Below are 16,634 nucleotides of genomic sequence, written 5' to 3'. Positions count from 1 at the left end.
ACGCCTCGTAATGGGCTATAGTGAACCACTGTTGATAATGATTCTCAATCTAGGAAGATTCCCATGTCGGACTACCGCACCTCGCTCAGCGTCCTGGTCGGCGTCGACCCCGTGCTGCGGGACAGCACCCTGACCGGGCTGGCCTTCGACGCCCCGAGCACCGTCACGGTCAAGCACGACCTGCACGTGGCCGACGGCACGCTGCGGCGCGTCGTCGTCGACGTCACCGGTGTCGTCGAGGACGAGACGATCCCGCTGGAGCACGCTTGCGTCTCCTGCTGCGTGCGCGAGGACGCCGTCCCCACGCTCGCGCGGCTGGCCGCCACGGGCCGCTGGACGGACATCGTGCTCGCGCTGCCCGTCACCGCCGAGCCGCTGCCCGTCACACGCGGCCTCGCCGCGTGGTGCCGCCCCGGCGAGGAGCTGGCGGCGCTGCACCTGACGAGCACCGCCGTCGTCGTCGACATCGACACGGCGGAGCTCGACCTGCTCGCCGACGACTGGTGCGCCGAGCGGGGCCTCGCCCTGACCGACGACGACGAGCGCGGCGTCGGCGAGGCGCTCGTCACCCAGCTCGAGCAGGCCGACCTGGTGGTCACCACCGGCGACGACGCCACCGGGTCCGGGCTCGTGGAGCGGCTCCGCGCCGCCGACTCCCGCCGGGTCGACGGCCTGCACGCCCTGAGCGTCGACCAGCTCGCGGCATCCGCCCACCGCACCGAGGACGCCGAACGGCGCGCTCACCCGCTGGGCGCACGGGGCGCTCTCCTGCCCGGATCCGTCGGCCGGACCGCCGGCGTCGACCGGAGCTGGAGCCTGGAGCTGTCCTCACCGCGCCCGTTCCACCCGGACCGGCTCCTCGAGCAGGTCGAGGCGCTCGGCACCGGCGAGATGCGCGCTCGCGGAGCGTTCTGGGTGGCCAACCGCCCCGACTCGCTGTGCCTGTGGGACGGCGCCGGCGGGCAGCTGTGCATCGCCGACCTCGGCACCTGGGACGAGGTCGCCGCGGGCCACGAGCCGCACACCCGCATCGTCGTCGTCGGGGCGGGCACGATCGCCGAGGGCGAGTCGGCGCGCGCCCGGCTCACGGCGGCGTTCCGGGCCGCGCTGGCGACGGACGAGGAGCTCGCCGACGGCGGCCTGGCCTGGCTGGGCGGCGAGGACGTGCTGGCGCCCTGGTTGGGCCTGCGGCACGTCTGAGGATCAGGCGCCGGGCTCCTCCGCCGGCCCCGCCACCGTGGCCCAGACGTGCTTCGCCGTCGTCGTCGTGTACCACCCGACGGCGAGGGCGAGCCGCCGGGCGATCCGCAGGCCGAGGCCGCCGTGTCCCGCGTCGCGGTCCGGGGCGAGCAGGGGTGCGGACGAGATGTCGTGGTCGGCGACGTCCAGCAGGAACGCGCCGTCGCCCACCATCAGGCGCACGACCGTGGGCGGCAGTCCGTGCCGGATCGCGTTGGTGGCGAGCTCGGAGGCCACGAGCACGAGCTTCTCCGCCGTCGACTCGAGGTCGCCGGCGCCGTCGGTGCCGAGCCGCGACTGGAGGTCCGCGCGCAGGTCGGCGACCTCCTCGACGTCGGTCAGGGTCCACCGGGCGATCTCGGTGAAGTGGGCGGCGGGCGGCGTGTTCGGCAGCTCGGCATCCAGCGGCGTGCTCATGACGTCTCCTCCGGCGGCTGATCGTCGACGAGCTCGACGAGCTCGCGCGCACCGCTGATCTCCAGCAGCTCGAGCACGGCCTCGGGGGTGCCGACGAGCCGCGGGCGGGTCTCCGGGGTCACCTTCATCAGGATCAGGTGCAGTCCCGAGGAATCCATGAAGGTGACCTCGGACAGGTCGATGGTCTTGGGGCGTCCGTCGAGCGTGGCGGCCAGCTCGTCCCGCACCTGGTGCGTGACGCTGAAGTCCACCTCACCCCACATCACCCACAGCGCACCGTCGCGCGCGACCTTCACGCCCCCGCTCGGGGAACCTGCATTCACGCGTCCGTTCCTCCTCCTGGCGGTCGACAGGCGTCGAGGAGGCAGGGCTGACCCTGCCGTGGCGAACTCCTGTGTGGTGTGTCCGGCAGTCTGGCACGGAACCGCCGGATCCTCATCGCGAGGGTGGCGGCGGACCAGGCACCGTGCACTTCTGCTGATCAGCACACGACTTTCGCTCTACTGCTGACATCTGGCCCGGGCGGGGTTAAGTTGAACGGGCCAACATATGTCGCATGCGCGAAGGAGCGTCATGAGCACACGACACCGCGCGGCCCGCTGCACCGTGGCAGCGACCGCCACCGCCACCCTCACGCTCGGCCTGGCCACCGTGGCTGCGCCGGCATCCGCCGACGGCCCCGAGGGCGACGTCGACCTCGACAGGATCCTGGTGGTCGGCAAGACCCTCGGGTTCCGCCACTCCCACATCGACGAGACGACGCACGCCCTCATCGACCTCGGCGACGAGCACGGCTACGACGTCGACGTCTGGGACCCGCCGAACGACTCCGGGGGCTGGTGGGGCCCCGGGTCCCCCGGCCAGCCCGAGCTGACCATGGACTCCACTCCGTTCACCACCGCCGACGACCTCGAGCAGTACGACTCGATCGTGTTCGTCTCGCCGGTGGACAACACGAACAACCTCGACCCGGCCCAGCCCCGGCTCCTCGACGACGCCGAGCTCACCGCCCTGCAGGGCTACGTCCACGACGGCGGCGGCGTCGTCGGGATCCACGCGGCCACCGACACGATGCACACCTCGAGCTGGTTCACCCAGCTCATCGGCGGCGGCGCACGGTTCGCCGGGCACCCGCAGCAGCAGACCGCCACCATGCGCGTCGAGAGCCCCGCCCACCCCTCCATGCAGGGCGTCCCGCTCGAGTGGGAGCGCTGGGACGAGTGGTACAACTACACGCTCAACCCGCGCGGCGACGTCCACGTCCTCATGACGCTGGACGAGTCCACCTACTCCGGCGGCACCATGGGTGAGGACCACCCGATCGCCTGGTGCCAGAACTTCGAGGGCGGCCGCTCCTGGCACCAGGGCGCCGGCCACGTCGACGAGTCGTGGTCCGACCCGACCTTCCTGACCTCCGTGCTGCGCGGCATCCGCTGGACCGCCGGCGACCTGGACGGCGGCGGCAACTGCGTCACCTGGTCCGAGGTGGACGGCCTCGTCGACGAGCTCCCCGACGCCTCCGGTCGCGACCGCGCCGCCGTGCGGATCCTGGAGCGGCGTCTCGACCGCGCCCAGGCGGCGGCCGACGCCGGTGACCCGCGGAAGTCGGCGCTCATCCTGCGCCCGACGGCGGTGCTCGCGGACGCGCTCGTGCGTGGCGACGCCGGCGACGAGCTCGAGGACAAGATCGACGACCTCGTCGACTGGCAGAAGGGCCTGGCGAAGGCCGGCCTCTAGCCCGACCGGCACGACGCCGAGGGCGTCGGGCTCAGGACGGCCCGGCGCCCTCGGCCTCGGTGTGCCCTTCGGCCACCGAGGTACCCTCCGGCGGGGCGACCGTCAGCAGCAGGAAGTCGGTCGCGCCGAAGATCCGGGCGACCCGCCGCTCCCCCGCAGGCAGCAGCGGTGCCGCCTCGTCGAGGTCGACGAGGCGCGGGTCCGTCACGCGCAGGGTCGCCCCGTCCAGGTCGAGCCGGGCCGAGCCGGCCGCCCGCACGTTGCGCACCCAGTCCGTCGTCGGACCGTAGGGCAGCGTGACCAGCAGACCGAGGTCGGTACGCGCCGGGCCGATCGGGGTGGCGTACTCCCGCCCGGACCGGCGTCCGACGTGGTGGATCACCGCCGTCGACTCCCCCGACCCGCCCGCGCTGCCCAGCACCCGAGGATTGGTGAACCGTTTGTTGACGCGGCGGACCAGGCGCAGGCCCGGGTCCCACTTGGTCCGCATCGTGACGACGAGGCCGACGCCGGCGGCGACCGCGAGCGCCAGCGCGCCCCCGACGATCCCGGTGATCCACTGCCACATGGTGCTCCTCACCTTCCGGGGCGGGCGCCCCTTACTGTGTAAGGTAGCGTCGTCCGGGCGCCACCACAAGGTCCTGCGCCCGGATCGGGTGCCTGTGGCACGCTCGTGCCATGACCGCCGACGACGTCCCGACCGCTCCCCCGCACGCCGTCCGTCCGGTCGTCAGCGGGTTCCACCCCGACCCGACCGTGTGCCGCGTCGGCGACACCTACTACCTGGCCTGCTCCAGCTTCGAGTACGTCCCCGGCGTCCCCGTGTTCCGCTCGACCGACCTGGTGCACTGGGAGCAGATCGGCTCCGCGCTCGACCGGGCCTCCCAGCTCCCGGCCGACGCTCCGCCGTCGGGCGGGATCTACGCCCCCACGCTGCGCCATCACGACGGCCGGTTCTGGCTGGTCACCACCAACGTCTCCGACGGCGGCGGACACCTGATCGTCACCGCCCAGGACCCCGCCGGACCCTGGTCGGAGCCGGTGCGCATCGCCGACGCCGGTGGGATCGACCCCGACCTGGCCTGGGACGACGACGGCACCTGCTACCTCACGTGGTCCGACGACGGGATCCGCCAGGCCGAGCTCGACCCCGCCACCGGCCGGCTGCTCACCGCGCCCCGTCGGCTGTGGAGCGGCACCGGCGGGCACGCCCCCGAGGGACCGCACCTGTACCGGGTCGGTGGAACCTGGTACCTGCTGATCGCCGAGGGCGGCACCAGCCTGGGCCATGCCGTCACGATCGCGCGCGGCCCCACACCGTCGGGCCCCTTCGAACCGAGCCCGCACAACCCGCTGCTGACCGCCCGCGGCACCTCGGACACCGTGCAGAGCACCGGGCACGCCGACCTCGTGCAGCGACCCGACGGGACCTGGGCCGCCCTCTACCTCGGAGTCCGTCACCGCGGGACCTTCCCGGGCTGGCACGTGCTCGGCCGCGAGACGTTCGGCACCGAGATCGTCTGGACCGACAGATGGCCCCGCCGGGGCGCCGCCCTCGAACCTCTCACCGGGGACGGCGCCGACGGGGTGCCGGACACCGCGCTGCCGGACCCTGCGCTGCCCGGGGTCCGGCTCGGCCCGGAGTGGGTCGGGGTCGGCGCCTACCCCGGCCAGGCGCTGCGGCCCGGCCCGGACGGCTGGGTGCTCACCCGGCCCGACGACGTCACAGGGCCCGTGTTCGTGGGACGGCGTCAGCAGCACAGGGACATCACCGTCACGGCCCGGCTCGACGTGCCCGACGGGCGCGGGGCGCTCGAGATCCGCATCGACCCGCGCCACGCCGTCGCGCTCGAGGTCACCGACGACCAGGTGCGCGCCGTGGCACGGGTGGGCTCGCTCGAGCAGGTCCTGGACACCGCCCGGCACGACGCCGCGACGACGCTGGAGCTGCAGACCCGGCCACCGGCGTCGTCGACCCTCCCGCGCGAGCGCGGACCGGACGAGATCCTCGCCGTCGTGCACGGACCCGACGGGACGCTCGAGCTCGGCCGCCTCGACGGCCGCTACCTCTCCACCGAGGTGGCCGGCGGGTTCACCGGCCGCACGGTCGGCGTCGGCGTCACCACCGGCAGCGTCACCGTGCGCGAGCTGCGCTACCGCGGCGAGGAACCCACCTGACGGCTACCGCAGCGAGGCACGCCGCTCCCGGGCCGCCTGCCGGTCGGCCGGCATGAACACCGACAGCGCGGCAATCACGACGCCGCACACCGCGACCACCCAGAACACCAGGTGGATCGCGTCCATGAGAGCCGGACCCGTCGGCTCGCCGTCCGGGCCGACGGTGGCGACCGCGTTGACGATCGCGCCGCAGACCGCCACCCCGAGGGCCGATCCGAGCGAGCGGGCGAAGATGTTCACGCCGGTCACGGCACCGCGGATGGCGTGCCCCACCGACGACTGCGCCGCGATGAGCGTCGGCACCGCCGTCAGCCCCATCCCCGTGCCCACCAGGAACGTCGTGCCCATGACGGCCACCAGCGGGGACGCGTCGCCCAGCAGCAGGGTCAGTGCCGTCCCGAGGATCACCAGCACCGAGCCGATCATCGCCGTCAGCCGGAACCCCAGACGCAGGTAGAGCCGCCCCGCGTTCGACGCCGAGAGCGGCCAGCCCACCATCATGGCGGCCAGCGCGAAGCCCGCCATGAGCGGCCCGAAGCCGAGGACACCCTGGGCGTAGATCGGCACGTACGTCGCCAGGCCGAGCACCACCATGCCCACGACCAGGGAGATCGCGGTGGCGACACCGATCACCCGGCGGCGCAGCAGCCGCAGGTCCAGGATCGGGTGCGTGGCGCGCAGGGCGTGCCAGGCGAAGGCTGCCGCGAGCACGACGGCGGCCGTCAGGATCACGACGGACGGCACCGAGGCCCAGCCCCACGTGGTGCCGCCCTCGAGCAGGCCCAGCAGGAGCAGGGTGCTGCCGCCCGTGAGCAGGACGGCGCCGACGTAGTCGATCGGCTCGCGCTCACCATCGAGCGGGGACTCGTGATACCGCCGGATCAGCATCCAGGCAGCCACCGCGCACAGGGGGATGTTGATCCAGAAGATCCACCGCCAGGACACGAACTCGGAGAAGACGCCGCCGAGCGTCGGGCCCACCACGGAGGAGATCGCCCACACCGAGGCCAGGTAGCCCTGCGTCTTCGCGCGCTCCTCCAGGGTGTAGATGTCGGCGGCGATGGTCTGCGAGACCGGCATCACGGCGCCCGCGCCGAGGCCCTGGAGCACCCGCCCGGCGATCATCGCGCCCATCGACCAGGCCGCACCGCACAGGATCGACCCGACGAGGAACAGCCCGACACCGGCCAGGATCAGGCGCTTGCGCCCGAAGATGTCCGAGAGGCGTCCGGCCAACGGGGTGCTCACCGCCTGGGCGAGCAGGTAGGACGAGAACAGCCACGGCACCTGCTCGAACGCCCCCAGCTCGCTCGCGATCGTCGCCGACGCCGTCGCGATGATCGTCGCGTCCAGGGCGACGAGCGCCGTGGACAGCATGAGGGACAGCAGGATGGGGCCGCGCTCGGAGCGCAGGCCGACCGAGGTCGTCGTCGAGGGCACGTCGATCACAAGCCCCGGTCAAGCGTCCCGTATTCCGGACGGTCCGTCTTGAGGCATCCTTCCTTCCTCGCCACGAGCCCTCCGGACCCAGCAGACCCGCACCGGACCGCCCTCTCTCCCGACCCACCAGGACCGTGCCGGGACCCCACCGGCCCGCGAGATACCGACCCGTCGCCGAGATACCGGCCGGTCGCCGGCCGACCCGTCGATGCATCGGTATCTCGCCGACCGACCGGTATCTCGCGGGTGGCAGCGACCGATCAGACGACGGCGGCACGCAGCGCGGCGGCCGCGGCGGCGACGTCGTCGGCGCTGTAGATCGAGCTGCCCGCGACGGCGACCTGCGCGCCGGACTCCTGCACGGCTGCGATCGAGCTCTCCTTGACGCCCCCGGCGACGGAGAACGGCACCCCGGCCTCGGCGCCGGCGCGCAGCAGGGTCTCCAGGGAGTAGCCCTCCTCGGCCTGCTCGTCCAGACCGGCGTGCATCTCGACGAAGGTCGCACCGAGGGCGACGACCTCGCGGGCGCGGGCCGGCTTGTCGGCGACGCCGATGAGGTCGACGACGACGCCCTTGCCGTGGGTCTCGGCGGCCTGGACGGCACCGGCGATCGTGCTGTCACCGGCGGTGCCGAGCACGGTGACCAGGTCGGCGCCCGCCTTGAACGCGATCTCGGCCTCGAGCGCACCGGCGTCCATCGTCTTGAGGTCGGCGAACACGGTCTTGTCCGGGTGCGCGTCCTTGACGGCGGTGACGGCGGCGAGTCCCTCGCTCTTGATGAGCGGGGTGCCCAGCTCGAGGATGTCGACGTGCGGCGCCGCGGCGGCCGCCCACTCCAGGGCCTGGGTGGTGGTCAGGGTGTCCATGGCGAACTGCAGCTTCATGGTCGTGCCTTTCGGTCGTACGGAGGTGCGAGGTAGTGGAGTGGTGAGGTGGGCGGTTCGGCCGCCGGCCGCTCACTCGAGGTTGGCGTGCCGCGGCCAGATGTCGGCCGCGTCGAGGCCGGAGCGTTGCCACAGGTCGTGGAACAGCGCGTCCCCGACCAGGGCCACGCCCTGCTCGAAGAGGCTCCCGGCGTACTGGGCCGAGGCCGTCCCGGAGTGGTCGGTCTTGGACGCGGCGCCGACGGTCAGGGTCACCGTGGCGAGGCGGCCGAGCGGGGACGAGGCGTTGTTGGTGATGGCGGCCACCTGGGCGCCGGCTCCGCAGGCCGACTCCGCGGCCCGCACGACGCCGGGTGTGCTGCCCGAGCCGCTCACGGTCAGCAGCAGGTCGCCACGACCGATCGCCGGCGTCGTCGTCTCGCCCACGACGAAGGTGGGCTTGCCGAGGTGCATGAGGCGCATGGCCAGGCCGCGCACGGCGAGGCCGGAACGGCCGGCGCCGTGCACGAAGACGCGGTCCGCCGCGGAGACCGCCTCGGCCAGCTCCTGGAGCCGGCCGGACTGCTCCTGCTGGATCCGGGTGAGGAGGGACTGCACCTCGCCCAGGACGAGGTCGACGGCGGCGGCCGCCGTCGAGCGGGTGTCGAGCATGGTTGCGGTGTCGGGCATGCCGCCATCGTGCGTCTCGCGACGAGGCCGTAACATCGCCCCGGGTGGGTGGCCGACCTACCCGTCCGGGCAGGTCCGGGGGTAGCGTGCCGGGGTGGACACTGCCCCGGCACCGACCGACTCCCTGGTGCACGAGTACCGCCGCGCCCTGGCGGAACAGTCCGACCGGCACGCCGTGCAGCTCGAGTCGATCCTCGCCGTCCTGCGCTCCCGCCGGCTCGACGACGCCACGGCCCGGGCGACCGCCGTCGACGTCGCCTCCAGCGCCCTGGTCACGTTGCGCTCCACCGCCGAGGCCCGGGTCGGCAACCTGCTGGAACCCGTGGTCGGGGCGTTCGCGCTGCTGCGCGACGACCTGCGGCCGCTGATCCGGTTCGGTCAGCTCGACGTCGAGTTCGTCGAACCGCCGCCGACCGGGTGTGCGCTGCCGGAGGTCGTCGCGCACGAGGCCCGCGCCATCGTGCGCAACGCCGTGCTCGGCCTGCTGGACCGCGGGGACGCCCGGCGGGTCCGCATCCACTGGGACTGCGACGGACGCAATCTGCTCATGGGGATCCGGGACGACGGCTCCGGCGACCGGGACGTCCACGACGACGGCCTGCGGCCCATCGCCGAGCGGGTGAGCGCTCTGCACGGCACGTTCCTCGTGGACGCGACCCGCGGGTGGGGGTCGAACCTGGCGATCACGCTGCCGCTGGACCCGCCGACGCCGGAGCTCGGCCTGGACGCCGACGTCGCCCTGACCCTCCGGGAGCGGGACGTCCTCACGCTCGTCGCCGCCGGGCGCCGCAACGGCGAGGTCGCCGAGCAGCTCGCGATCAGCGTGAACACGGTCAAGTTCCACGTGGCGAACCTGCTGCGCAAGGTGGGCGCCACCAACCGCGCCGAGCTGGCCGCGCTCGCAGGCGGCGGCTCCCGGCGCGGCTGAGACGAGACGTGCTCAGCCGGGGCGTTGCTCCAGGACGCAGGTGCCGCCGTCGTGCACCAGGCGCCCCCACGCCCCGTTGACCATCGTCAGGTGCGGAGGCACGTGCCCGCAGTCGACGTCGGCCACGATCGGCACGCCGAGGCCGCCGAGAGCGTCGAGCACCGCGTCGTCCTGGGTGAGGGTGGCTCCGTCCGGGGCGCCCGTCCGGCCCACCATGACCGCCGTCGCACCGTCGAAGAACCCGTTCAGGCGCAACCCGTGCAGCGTGCGGCAGGTGCTGTAGGCGTCGGCCTCGGCCGCCTCGACGTAGACCAGCAGCGGGTCGTCACCGTCGGGGCCGCGCAGCGCGGACGTGTCGGCGTACCGGGTGCCGCCCAGCGGTCCGAGCGTCTCGAGGCACCCACCGATCACCCGGCCCGAGGCGTCGACCGGGCCGTCGCCGTCGAGCCGTCGCCATGAGCCGGTGCCGTCCCAGGTGTACGCGGTCACGGTCGGGTCGTCCTCCCACCGGTCGAACCCGGAGGCTCGGTGGACGCCGGGTGCGGACTGCCTGATGACGCCGTCGGGCCGGGCCGCGCCGGTGGCGACGTCGAGCCAGTGCGCCAGCGTCGGCACCTGCTCGTACGGGGTGTCCATGAGGTTCGTGCCGTGCAGCGTCGCCCAGCCCGAGACCAGGGTCAGCGGGGTCAACAGCGTGGAGATGTCGGAGAACCCCACCACCCAGGTCGGTTCGGCGGCGCGCAGCGCGTCGAGGTCCAGCAGCGGGATCAGGTCGACGGCGGTCTCCCCGCCCCACGGCGGCACGACGGCGCGCACCTGCGGGTCCAGCAGCATCGCCATCAGCTCGTCAGCCCGCCGCTGCGCCGGAGCGCTGACGTGGGAGGAGCCCTTGAGGCACTCGCCGAGCACGACGTCGTAGCCGCGATCCCGCAGCCACGCGACGGCGAAGTCCAGCCGCGTTCGCAACGGTGCCGGGACGCCGGACGACGGCGCGGTCACGCCGATGCGATCGCCGGGCTGCAAGAGTCGGGGCCAGCTCACCATGGGTGGACCATCGCACATCGCCTGCTCAGTGGTCACCGCCATATCGACGCGATCGGGGCGGCCCGGACCCGTGCTGGTCCCCACTTTGCACAGGGACTTCTGCACACGCCCGCAGCGCACACGATCTCCCGCTCGTCGGCCCTGAGGGGTCCTGGATCGTCGGCCAGGTCATCACGTCCGACGGCGGGTTCGGGCTGCAGTAGCCCACGCCCGGTCGACCACGCTGCCCGGTGGAGGCGACGTCAACGCCCCGACCGGGCTCGGTCCGACCCGACCGGGGGCACCGTCGTCGTGCATTCGGCGAGCACCGATCCGTCGGCGTCGCGCAGCGTCGCCCGTGCCTCCCAACCGGAGACGTCCTGCGGAACGTCGAGACCGGTCGCCGCGACCATGTCCGGCATGGACCACCACAGCGGATCGGTCTCGGTCGGTCCGTCGATCGGGTCGAGCTCCGACGCGTAAGACTCACCGGCCGGCGACCGGACGCTCAGCGCGGCCTCGGCCGGCTCGGCGTCCGGGTTGTCCGCGGTGTCGGCGCCGAGCCCGGTGGACCAGCCGACCACCACGCGCCACGACTCGTCGGCGGTCCGCCACACCCCGAGCCGGGTCTCACCCGTGCTCCGGTACGAGCTGCCGACCAGCGCCGTCGCGACGTTCGGCCCGTCGCTCGTGCACGACGTCTCCTCGGTCGACATCACCTCTCCGCCACCACCACCCTGGACCAGGCTCGCCGCAGCAGCCGCGGCGCACACCACGAGCGCGACGCCCCCGGTCACGACCGACGGCCACCGCAGCCACGGCACCCGGGCGTCCCGCCGTCGTCGGACCCACGCCACCCACCGGTGCGGCACGGGCCGGGTGGTGCGCACGACGACGGTGCCCAGCAGCGAGTCGGCGAACGTCCGGCCCTCGGGATGCCAGGCGGCCCGCAGGTACCCGACCATGAAGATCGCGTCGATCAGGTGCGCCAGGAACCGCAGCACCGTCCCCGGCAAGCCGATCGGGCGCCCCGAGCCGGCGTCGACGACGCTGATCCCCGCGACCCGCTTGCCCGGCGTCATGCCCGTGTAGGCCTGCAGGACAACGAGCACCAGCAGCGTGCCGGCCGTCCACCAGGTCGCCTCCGGGGCCAGGGGCGGATCCTGCGTGCCCCACATCGGCAGGGCGGCGAACGACGGCGCGCCGCCCGTCGCGAACCAGGCCACGTTCGCCATGACCGCCGAGTCCAGCAGCACCGCGAGCACCCGGTTCCACCAGGACGCGCGGGGACGGTCCGGGGTGAACGGGCCCTCCGACGGCGGCGCGGCCACGGACGGCGGAGGCGGAGGCGACGACGCAGCGGGCGGGGGCGGACCGGCCGGACCGGGCACCGTCGTCGTCATGGCCGGATCCTGGCAGCCCGGGGTGGACGGCGTCCACCGTCCACCCCGGACGCGATCCGGTCAGGCCGGCGCCGGCTCCGACCTGTTCGCGTGCTCCAACGCCCAGGTGAGCGCGCGATCGGCGACCGCCTCCCAGCCCGGCGCCGCGCACGTCCAGTGGTCCCGGCCGGGCAGCTGCACGTACTCCGTCAGCGCCGGGGACCTCTCCCAGTGCTTCGCGTTCGCACGGTTCACCGCCGGCGGCATGATGTGGTCCTTCTCCCCCGCGATGAACAGCAGCGGCGCCCTGTCAGCGCTGAAGTCCAGCCAGGTCTCCTGGTGCCCGGGCCTGAAGTTGGCGATCAGGCCGTAGTCCCAGATCCACCGGCCGGGCGCCCCGATCGCGTACCGCTCCCAGGCGGCCCGCGAGTCCTCGGCGGACAGGGTGTTGGCGAACGCGTAGTGGAACTCCTCGGCCGTGAACGCGACGGCACGGTGCCGGTTGGCCGGGTTCTTCAGCGCCGGGAACAGCGACCGCGCCTGCGACAGCGGCGTGACCCGGACCCCCTCCGGCGGGGCCGAGTCGATCGCCACGCCCGCCGCCCCGAGGCCCCGTGCCAGCAGGAGCTGGGTCAGGGTGCCGCCGAACGAGTGCCCGATGATGATCGGTGGACGGTCCAGCGCCCCGATCACCCCGGCCAGATGGTCGACCGTCTCCGGGACGCCCAGGTCGGCGATGACCTGCGGGTTCTCCCGCAGCGCCTCCACCTCCACCTCGAACCCGGGAAAGGCCGGCGCCAGCACGGTCATGCCCTGGCGCTCGTAGTGCTCGACCCAGTGCTCCCAGCTGCGCGGCGTCATCCACAACCCGTGGACGAGGACGACCGTGTCAGGTCTGCTGCTCGATGTCGTTCCGGTCATGACGATTCCTCTCGAGAGTGCGGTTCAGGAGTCGACGAACGCCAGCAGGTCGGCGTGCAGGCGCTCGCGGTCGGTGTCCGGCAGGGCGTGCCCGCTGCCGGGGTAGGTCAGCAGGCGTGCGCCGTCGACCAGCTCGACGGTCCGCGCACCCCCGACCTCGTACGGCACGATCTGGTCGTCGTCGCCGTGGATCACGAGCGTGGGGACGTCGATCTTCTCCAGGTCAGGACGGAAGTCGGTGGCGGAGAAGGCGTCGATGCACTCGTACGCCGCGCGGTGCCCGCACGCCATGCCCTGCAGCCAGAAGGCGTCCCGGAAGCCCTGGTCGACGTCGCCGCTGCGGTTGTGCCCGAAGAACGGCCCGTCGGCGAGGTCGCGGTAGAGCTGCGCCCGGTTCGACCGTTCGCCGGCCCGCAAACCGTCGAAGACCTCCAGGGGCAGGCCCTGCGGGTTGTCGTCCGTACGCAGCATCAGTGGCGGGACGGCGGAGACCAGGACGACCCGGGCGACCCGGGCGGAGCCGTGCCGGGCCACGTAGTGCACGACCTCTCCCCCGCCCGTGGAGTGGCCGACCAGGGTGACGTCGTGCAGGTCGAGCGCGTCGAGCAGGCAGGCCAGGTCGTCGGCGTAGGTGTCCATCTCGTTGCCGTCCCAGGTACGGCTGGACCGGCCGTGGCCACGACGGTCGTGGGCGACGGCGCGATGACCGCGCTCGGCGAGGAACAGCGCGGCGGCCGCCCAGGCGTCGGAGTTGAGGGGCCAGCCGTGGCTGAGCACGACGGGCGTGCCGCCGGACCCCCAGTCGGTGTAGAAGATCTCGGCGCCGTCGTCGGTGGTGACGTAGGGCATGGCGTCCTCCCGGGGCTCGAGCGGTGGATGACCCTCCGAGCGTGCCGCGCTGCCCGCGGCGGGCGGACCACGTGCGGCACGTAGTCCGTCGGCGCGACTCAACCGCCTAGGCGGTCGGCGAGCTGTCGACGTGACGTGACCCCGAGCTTCTGGAAGATCTTGCGCAGGTGGTAGTCGACCGTGTTGGGACTGAGGAACAGGTTCGCGGCGATCTCGGCGTTCGTGCGGCCGGCCGCGGCCGCCCGGGCGATGACACGCTCCTGCGTCGTCAGGTCCAGACCGTCCTGCTCGGGTCCCGGGGGCGCACCCCCGACGGCGTCCAGCTCGGCCCGGGCGCGAGGCAGGAAGATCTCCGCCCCGGCGGCCGTGAACAGCTCCAACGCCCGGCGCAGGTGAACGGCCGCCTCGCGCCGTCGGCGCCGCCGCCGCAGCCACTCGCCGTAGACCAGGTGGGAGCGCCCCTGCTCGACCTCCGCCACGGTGCCCGACAACGCCTCGAGAGAGGCACGGAACTCCGCCTCGCTGTCGCCCTCGCCCGCGAGCGCCGTCGCCCGCCGGGCCAGCCCGGCGCACCAGGATGATCCGGTGGCGTGCGCACGACGACGGAGCGCGGCGGCGTCGCGGCGTGCTGCGGCGACGTCCCCGCTACGGGCGGCGGCCTCGGCGTGGTCGGCGAGATGGAGCGGTGCGGTGTGCAGGAACGCCTTCTCCATGAGGGGGTCGAGGAGGTCCAGCGCCTCCTGGTACCGCCGCTCGGAGAGGAGCCGTACCGCGAGGGCCGCGCGCGCGGAGGAACCCACGCCCCCGAACCCGGTGGCGTCGGCGCCGTCGGCGAGGGCCAGCACGGTTTTCTCAGGGGCGCCCGTCCAGGCGAGCAGCGCCGCGTTGACGACGTTGGCGCCGTCGTACCCCATGGCGCGCCGGACCTCCCGCAGGGCCTGGTCGTGCGCGACGGCGCGCCGGACGCTGCCGGCGGCGAGCTCGGCGAGGGCGCCCGTCCACAGCAGGGAGTCCAGCGCCTGCAGCGCACCGGACCGGCGTGCCGCCCGGACCGCGCGGTCCAGCGCCGCGCGGCACGCGGCGTCGTCCCACAGGAACATGGCGAGCGCGGTGAGGAGCCCGGCTCGGTGCAGCATCTGGGCGTCGGGGAGCGCGAGCAGCGCGGTGTGGGCCTGTCGCACGGGGGCGACGGCCTCCTCGGCGGGCGCGAGGGCCACGGCGGAGATCCCGCGCAGCACGACGTCCACGGACACGTCGCTGTCGGCGCCGTCGGCGATGCGTCGGCCGAGCTCGTCCAGTGCCACGTCCTCGGCAAGGTGCTCGGTGGTCAGGCAGGTCTCGAACGCCCTGAGCAGCGCGTCCTGCTCGCGCGCCCGGTCGCGGCCCCGGAACTGCTCCGCGGCACGGAGGTGGTCCGCCGTCGTGCGCCGCACCCCGGACGGGTCGGCGACGAACAGGGCGACGCCGGCCCGCACCTCGATCCGTCGACCCCGGGTGACGGGGTCGAGGTCGGTGTGGGGCACGTCGGCGAGGAGGCGGTCGGCGACGTCGGCCGCACCGGCGGCGAGCGCGGCCTCGGCCGCGGCGACGAGCCGTTGTCCGCGCTGGGGTCCGGGTGAGGAGACGTCGGCGGCCCGGGCCAGGATGCTCGCCCGGGAGGAGGTGCCGCCGCGCCGGGCGGCGAGCTCGGCGGCCCGGTCGAGCCGGGTGGCCACGTCCTCGTCGGTGTCCCGCACGGCGCGCGAGGCGTGCCAGGCCTCGGCCTCGACCAGCCCCAGCTGGTCAGCGGCGCCGGCGAGCGCCCGGTGGACGGCACGGCGCTGCCTGCCCGACGCCGAGGTGTAGATCGCGGACCGCACGAGCGGGTGCCGGAACCGCACCTGCGGGACCAGGCGGACGAGGCCGGCCGTCTCGGCGTCGTCCCCCGCGTCCGGCGGGAGGCCGAGCCGGTCCGCGGCGCCGGCCAGCAGCGTCGGGTCACCGGTGGGGTCGGCGGCGGCCAGCAGCAGCCAGCGCTGCACGGCGCCGGCGAGGACCATGACCCGGCGCAGGTAGTGGGCCTCGAGGTGCCGGCCGATGGTCACGGGGTCGGGTCCGAGGCCCAGCGTGGGCAGCTCGCGCAGCACGGGGTCCGTGGCGAGGTCGACGAGGGCGAGCGGGTTGCCGCCGGTGGCCCGGACGACGGCGGTCGTGGCGGTCGCGGTGAAGGGTCGCGACGTCGCGCGGTTCAGCAGGGCGGCCGCCGGCTCGGGTGCGAGGCCGACCAGCCGCAGGAGGGCCACGCCGGTCAGGTGCTCGGTCAGGGCCGGTTCGTCCCGACCGGCCAGGATCAGCGCCACCCGCTCGGCCTGCAGCCGCCGGCCGACGAACGCCAGGACGGCGAGGCTCTCCCGGTCGACCAGGTGGGCGTCGTCGACCGCGCAGACCAGGGGACGCCCGGTGCCCGCCGCGGCGAGCGTGCTCAGCACGGCGAGGCCGACCAGGAACCGGTCCGGCGGCGGACCGTCGCTGCGTCCCGTGGCGACCTGCAGCGCCTCCCGCTGCCGGGCGGGCACGCCGTCGACGAACTCGCGCAGCACGCCGGTGAGGCGCTCGACGGCGGCGAAGGGCATCGCCGACTCCGACTCGAAGCCGTCGACGTGCACCACGCGCGCGTCGGTGTCGGTGCACGCGGCGGACAGCAGGGAGGTCTTGCCGACGCCGGGGTCGCCCAGCACCGCCAGCGCACCCCCGTGCCTGTTGCGCGCAGCACCGATCAGGGCGGCGACCTGCCGCAGCTCGTCCGCGCGACCCAGCAGGCCGCCGGTGCTGCCCATGGGTCACAAGATAGGGCCCGCCGCGGCACCGCGCTTTCGATCGCATGGACGCCGAAGGAGGGTATTGCGGAGCAGTCTTCTGCTGTTATCTTTCATAAGTACGGGGGCGGGCGTCGAAACGACACCGCCGACGCTCGCTCCCGACCCAGGT

At 73.9% G+C, this 16,634-nt stretch carries 15 protein-coding genes; 4 read left to right on the top strand and 11 right to left on the bottom strand.

What is annotated here, in order from left to right; all coding sequences use genetic code 11:
- Window positions 1-63: 63 nt before the first annotated feature.
- Window positions 64-1,200 (top strand): GTP-binding protein, encoded by a 1,137-nt coding sequence (locus HDG68_RS07210; protein ID WP_172150670.1) that lies wholly within the window; start codon window positions 64-66, stop codon window positions 1,198-1,200.
- A gap of 3 nt (window positions 1,201-1,203) precedes the next feature.
- On the opposite strand, the gene HDG68_RS07205 is transcribed toward HDG68_RS07210, so the two are convergent.
- Window positions 1,204-1,656, bottom strand: a complete 453-nt coding sequence (locus HDG68_RS07205; protein ID WP_172150668.1) for an ATP-binding protein — start codon at window positions 1,654-1,656, stop codon at window positions 1,204-1,206.
- Window positions 1,653-1,979 carry an STAS domain-containing protein gene (locus tag HDG68_RS07200; protein WP_172150666.1) on the bottom strand — a complete coding sequence of 109 codons (327 nt, stop codon included), beginning with the start codon at window positions 1,977-1,979 and terminating at the stop codon, window positions 1,653-1,655. Before HDG68_RS07200 ends, HDG68_RS07205 begins: the two co-directional genes overlap by 4 nt.
- A 250-nt stretch (window positions 1,980-2,229) precedes the next feature.
- Between HDG68_RS07200 and HDG68_RS07195 the strand changes: the two genes are divergently transcribed.
- Window positions 2,230-3,393, top strand: a complete 1,164-nt coding sequence (locus tag HDG68_RS07195) for a ThuA domain-containing protein (RefSeq protein WP_172150664.1) — start codon at window positions 2,230-2,232, stop codon at window positions 3,391-3,393.
- 31 nt (window positions 3,394-3,424) lie between these two features.
- On the opposite strand, the gene HDG68_RS07190 is transcribed toward HDG68_RS07195, so the two are convergent.
- Entirely contained in the window at window positions 3,425-3,961 is a 537-nt protein-coding gene (locus HDG68_RS07190) for a nitroreductase family deazaflavin-dependent oxidoreductase (RefSeq protein ID WP_172150662.1), read from the bottom strand.
- 110 nt (window positions 3,962-4,071) lie between these two features.
- Between HDG68_RS07190 and HDG68_RS07185 the strand changes: the two genes are divergently transcribed.
- Window positions 4,072-5,571, top strand: a complete 1,500-nt coding sequence (locus HDG68_RS07185) for a glycoside hydrolase family 43 protein (RefSeq protein ID WP_172150660.1) — start codon at window positions 4,072-4,074, stop codon at window positions 5,569-5,571.
- 3 nt (window positions 5,572-5,574) lie between these two features.
- On the opposite strand, the gene HDG68_RS07180 is transcribed toward HDG68_RS07185, so the two are convergent.
- The 3 genes from HDG68_RS07180 to hxlB all read right to left on the bottom strand — a co-directional run bounded on the left by HDG68_RS07180 (window position 5,575) and on the right by hxlB (window position 8,564).
- Window positions 5,575-7,011: an MDR family MFS transporter gene (locus tag HDG68_RS07180; protein WP_343037473.1), complete on the bottom strand. Its 1,437-nt coding sequence runs from the start codon at window positions 7,009-7,011 to the stop codon at window positions 5,575-5,577.
- 260 nt (window positions 7,012-7,271) lie between these two features.
- Complete coding sequence (gene hxlA, locus HDG68_RS07175) at window positions 7,272-7,895, bottom strand: 3-hexulose-6-phosphate synthase (RefSeq protein ID WP_172150657.1); 624 nt, start codon at window positions 7,893-7,895, stop codon at window positions 7,272-7,274.
- 72 nt (window positions 7,896-7,967) lie between these two features.
- Window positions 7,968-8,564, bottom strand: a complete 597-nt coding sequence (hxlB, locus tag HDG68_RS07170) for a 6-phospho-3-hexuloisomerase (RefSeq protein WP_172150655.1) — start codon at window positions 8,562-8,564, stop codon at window positions 7,968-7,970.
- 94 nt (window positions 8,565-8,658) lie between these two features.
- Here hxlB and HDG68_RS07165 point away from each other — a divergent pair, with 94 nt between their 5' ends.
- Window positions 8,659-9,492, top strand: coding sequence for a LuxR C-terminal-related transcriptional regulator (locus HDG68_RS07165; protein ID WP_172150653.1), 834 nt, complete (start codon window positions 8,659-8,661; stop codon window positions 9,490-9,492).
- Window positions 9,493-9,504: 12 nt separating this feature from the next.
- On the opposite strand, the gene HDG68_RS07160 is transcribed toward HDG68_RS07165, so the two are convergent.
- From HDG68_RS07160 to HDG68_RS07140, 5 genes are all read right to left on the bottom strand, one after another.
- Window positions 9,505-10,536, bottom strand: coding sequence for a S66 family peptidase (locus HDG68_RS07160; protein WP_172150651.1), 1,032 nt, complete (start codon window positions 10,534-10,536; stop codon window positions 9,505-9,507).
- Window positions 10,537-10,778: 242 nt separating this feature from the next.
- Window positions 10,779-11,918 (bottom strand): RDD family protein, encoded by a 1,140-nt coding sequence (locus HDG68_RS07155; RefSeq protein WP_172150649.1) that lies wholly within the window; start codon window positions 11,916-11,918, stop codon window positions 10,779-10,781.
- 60 nt (window positions 11,919-11,978) lie between these two features.
- The gene (locus HDG68_RS07150; RefSeq protein ID WP_172150647.1) at window positions 11,979-12,818 is read right to left on the bottom strand and encodes an alpha/beta hydrolase; all 840 of its coding nucleotides are present in this window, start codon (window positions 12,816-12,818) and stop codon (window positions 11,979-11,981) included.
- Between the two features lie 24 nt (window positions 12,819-12,842).
- Entirely contained in the window at window positions 12,843-13,667 is an 825-nt protein-coding gene (locus HDG68_RS07145) for an alpha/beta fold hydrolase (RefSeq protein ID WP_172150645.1), read from the bottom strand.
- A gap of 98 nt (window positions 13,668-13,765) precedes the next feature.
- The gene (locus HDG68_RS07140; RefSeq protein WP_172150643.1) at window positions 13,766-16,483 is read right to left on the bottom strand and encodes a helix-turn-helix transcriptional regulator; all 2,718 of its coding nucleotides are present in this window, start codon (window positions 16,481-16,483) and stop codon (window positions 13,766-13,768) included.
- Window positions 16,484-16,634: the final 151 nt, after the last annotated feature.

The sequence above is a fragment of the Isoptericola chiayiensis genome (genome assembly GCF_013149805.1).
GTDB lineage: Bacteria > Actinomycetota > Actinomycetes > Actinomycetales > Cellulomonadaceae > Isoptericola > Isoptericola chiayiensis.
The sequence above is the reverse complement of the archived record's forward strand: the minus strand, read 5'-3'. Positions and strand labels throughout refer to the sequence as shown.

What these genes read in the sequence shown, in the direction of transcription:
- HDG68_RS07210 (WP_172150670.1), top strand. Translation starts at nt 64, where the DNA reads ATGTCGGACTACCGCACCTCGCTCAGCGTCCTGGTCGGCGTCGACCCC.
- HDG68_RS07205 (WP_172150668.1), bottom strand. Translation starts at nt 1,656, where the DNA reads ATGAGCACGCCGCTGGATGCCGAGCTGCCGAACACGCCGCCCGCCGCC.
- HDG68_RS07195 (WP_172150664.1), top strand. Translation starts at nt 2,230, where the DNA reads ATGAGCACACGACACCGCGCGGCCCGCTGCACCGTGGCAGCGACCGCC.
- HDG68_RS07190 (WP_172150662.1), bottom strand. Translation starts at nt 3,961, where the DNA reads ATGTGGCAGTGGATCACCGGGATCGTCGGGGGCGCGCTGGCGCTCGCG.
- HDG68_RS07185 (WP_172150660.1), top strand. Translation starts at nt 4,072, where the DNA reads ATGACCGCCGACGACGTCCCGACCGCTCCCCCGCACGCCGTCCGTCCG.
- hxlA (WP_172150657.1), bottom strand. Translation starts at nt 7,895, where the DNA reads ATGAAGCTGCAGTTCGCCATGGACACCCTGACCACCACCCAGGCCCTG.
- hxlB (WP_172150655.1), bottom strand. Translation starts at nt 8,564, where the DNA reads ATGCCCGACACCGCAACCATGCTCGACACCCGCTCGACGGCGGCCGCC.
- HDG68_RS07160 (WP_172150651.1), bottom strand. Translation starts at nt 10,536, where the DNA reads ATGGTGAGCTGGCCCCGACTCTTGCAGCCCGGCGATCGCATCGGCGTG.
- HDG68_RS07155 (WP_172150649.1), bottom strand. Translation starts at nt 11,918, where the DNA reads ATGACGACGACGGTGCCCGGTCCGGCCGGTCCGCCCCCGCCCGCTGCG.
- HDG68_RS07150 (WP_172150647.1), bottom strand. Translation starts at nt 12,818, where the DNA reads ATGACCGGAACGACATCGAGCAGCAGACCTGACACGGTCGTCCTCGTC.
- HDG68_RS07145 (WP_172150645.1), bottom strand. Translation starts at nt 13,667, where the DNA reads ATGCCCTACGTCACCACCGACGACGGCGCCGAGATCTTCTACACCGAC.
- HDG68_RS07140 (WP_172150643.1), bottom strand. Translation starts at nt 16,483, where the DNA reads ATGGGCAGCACCGGCGGCCTGCTGGGTCGCGCGGACGAGCTGCGGCAG.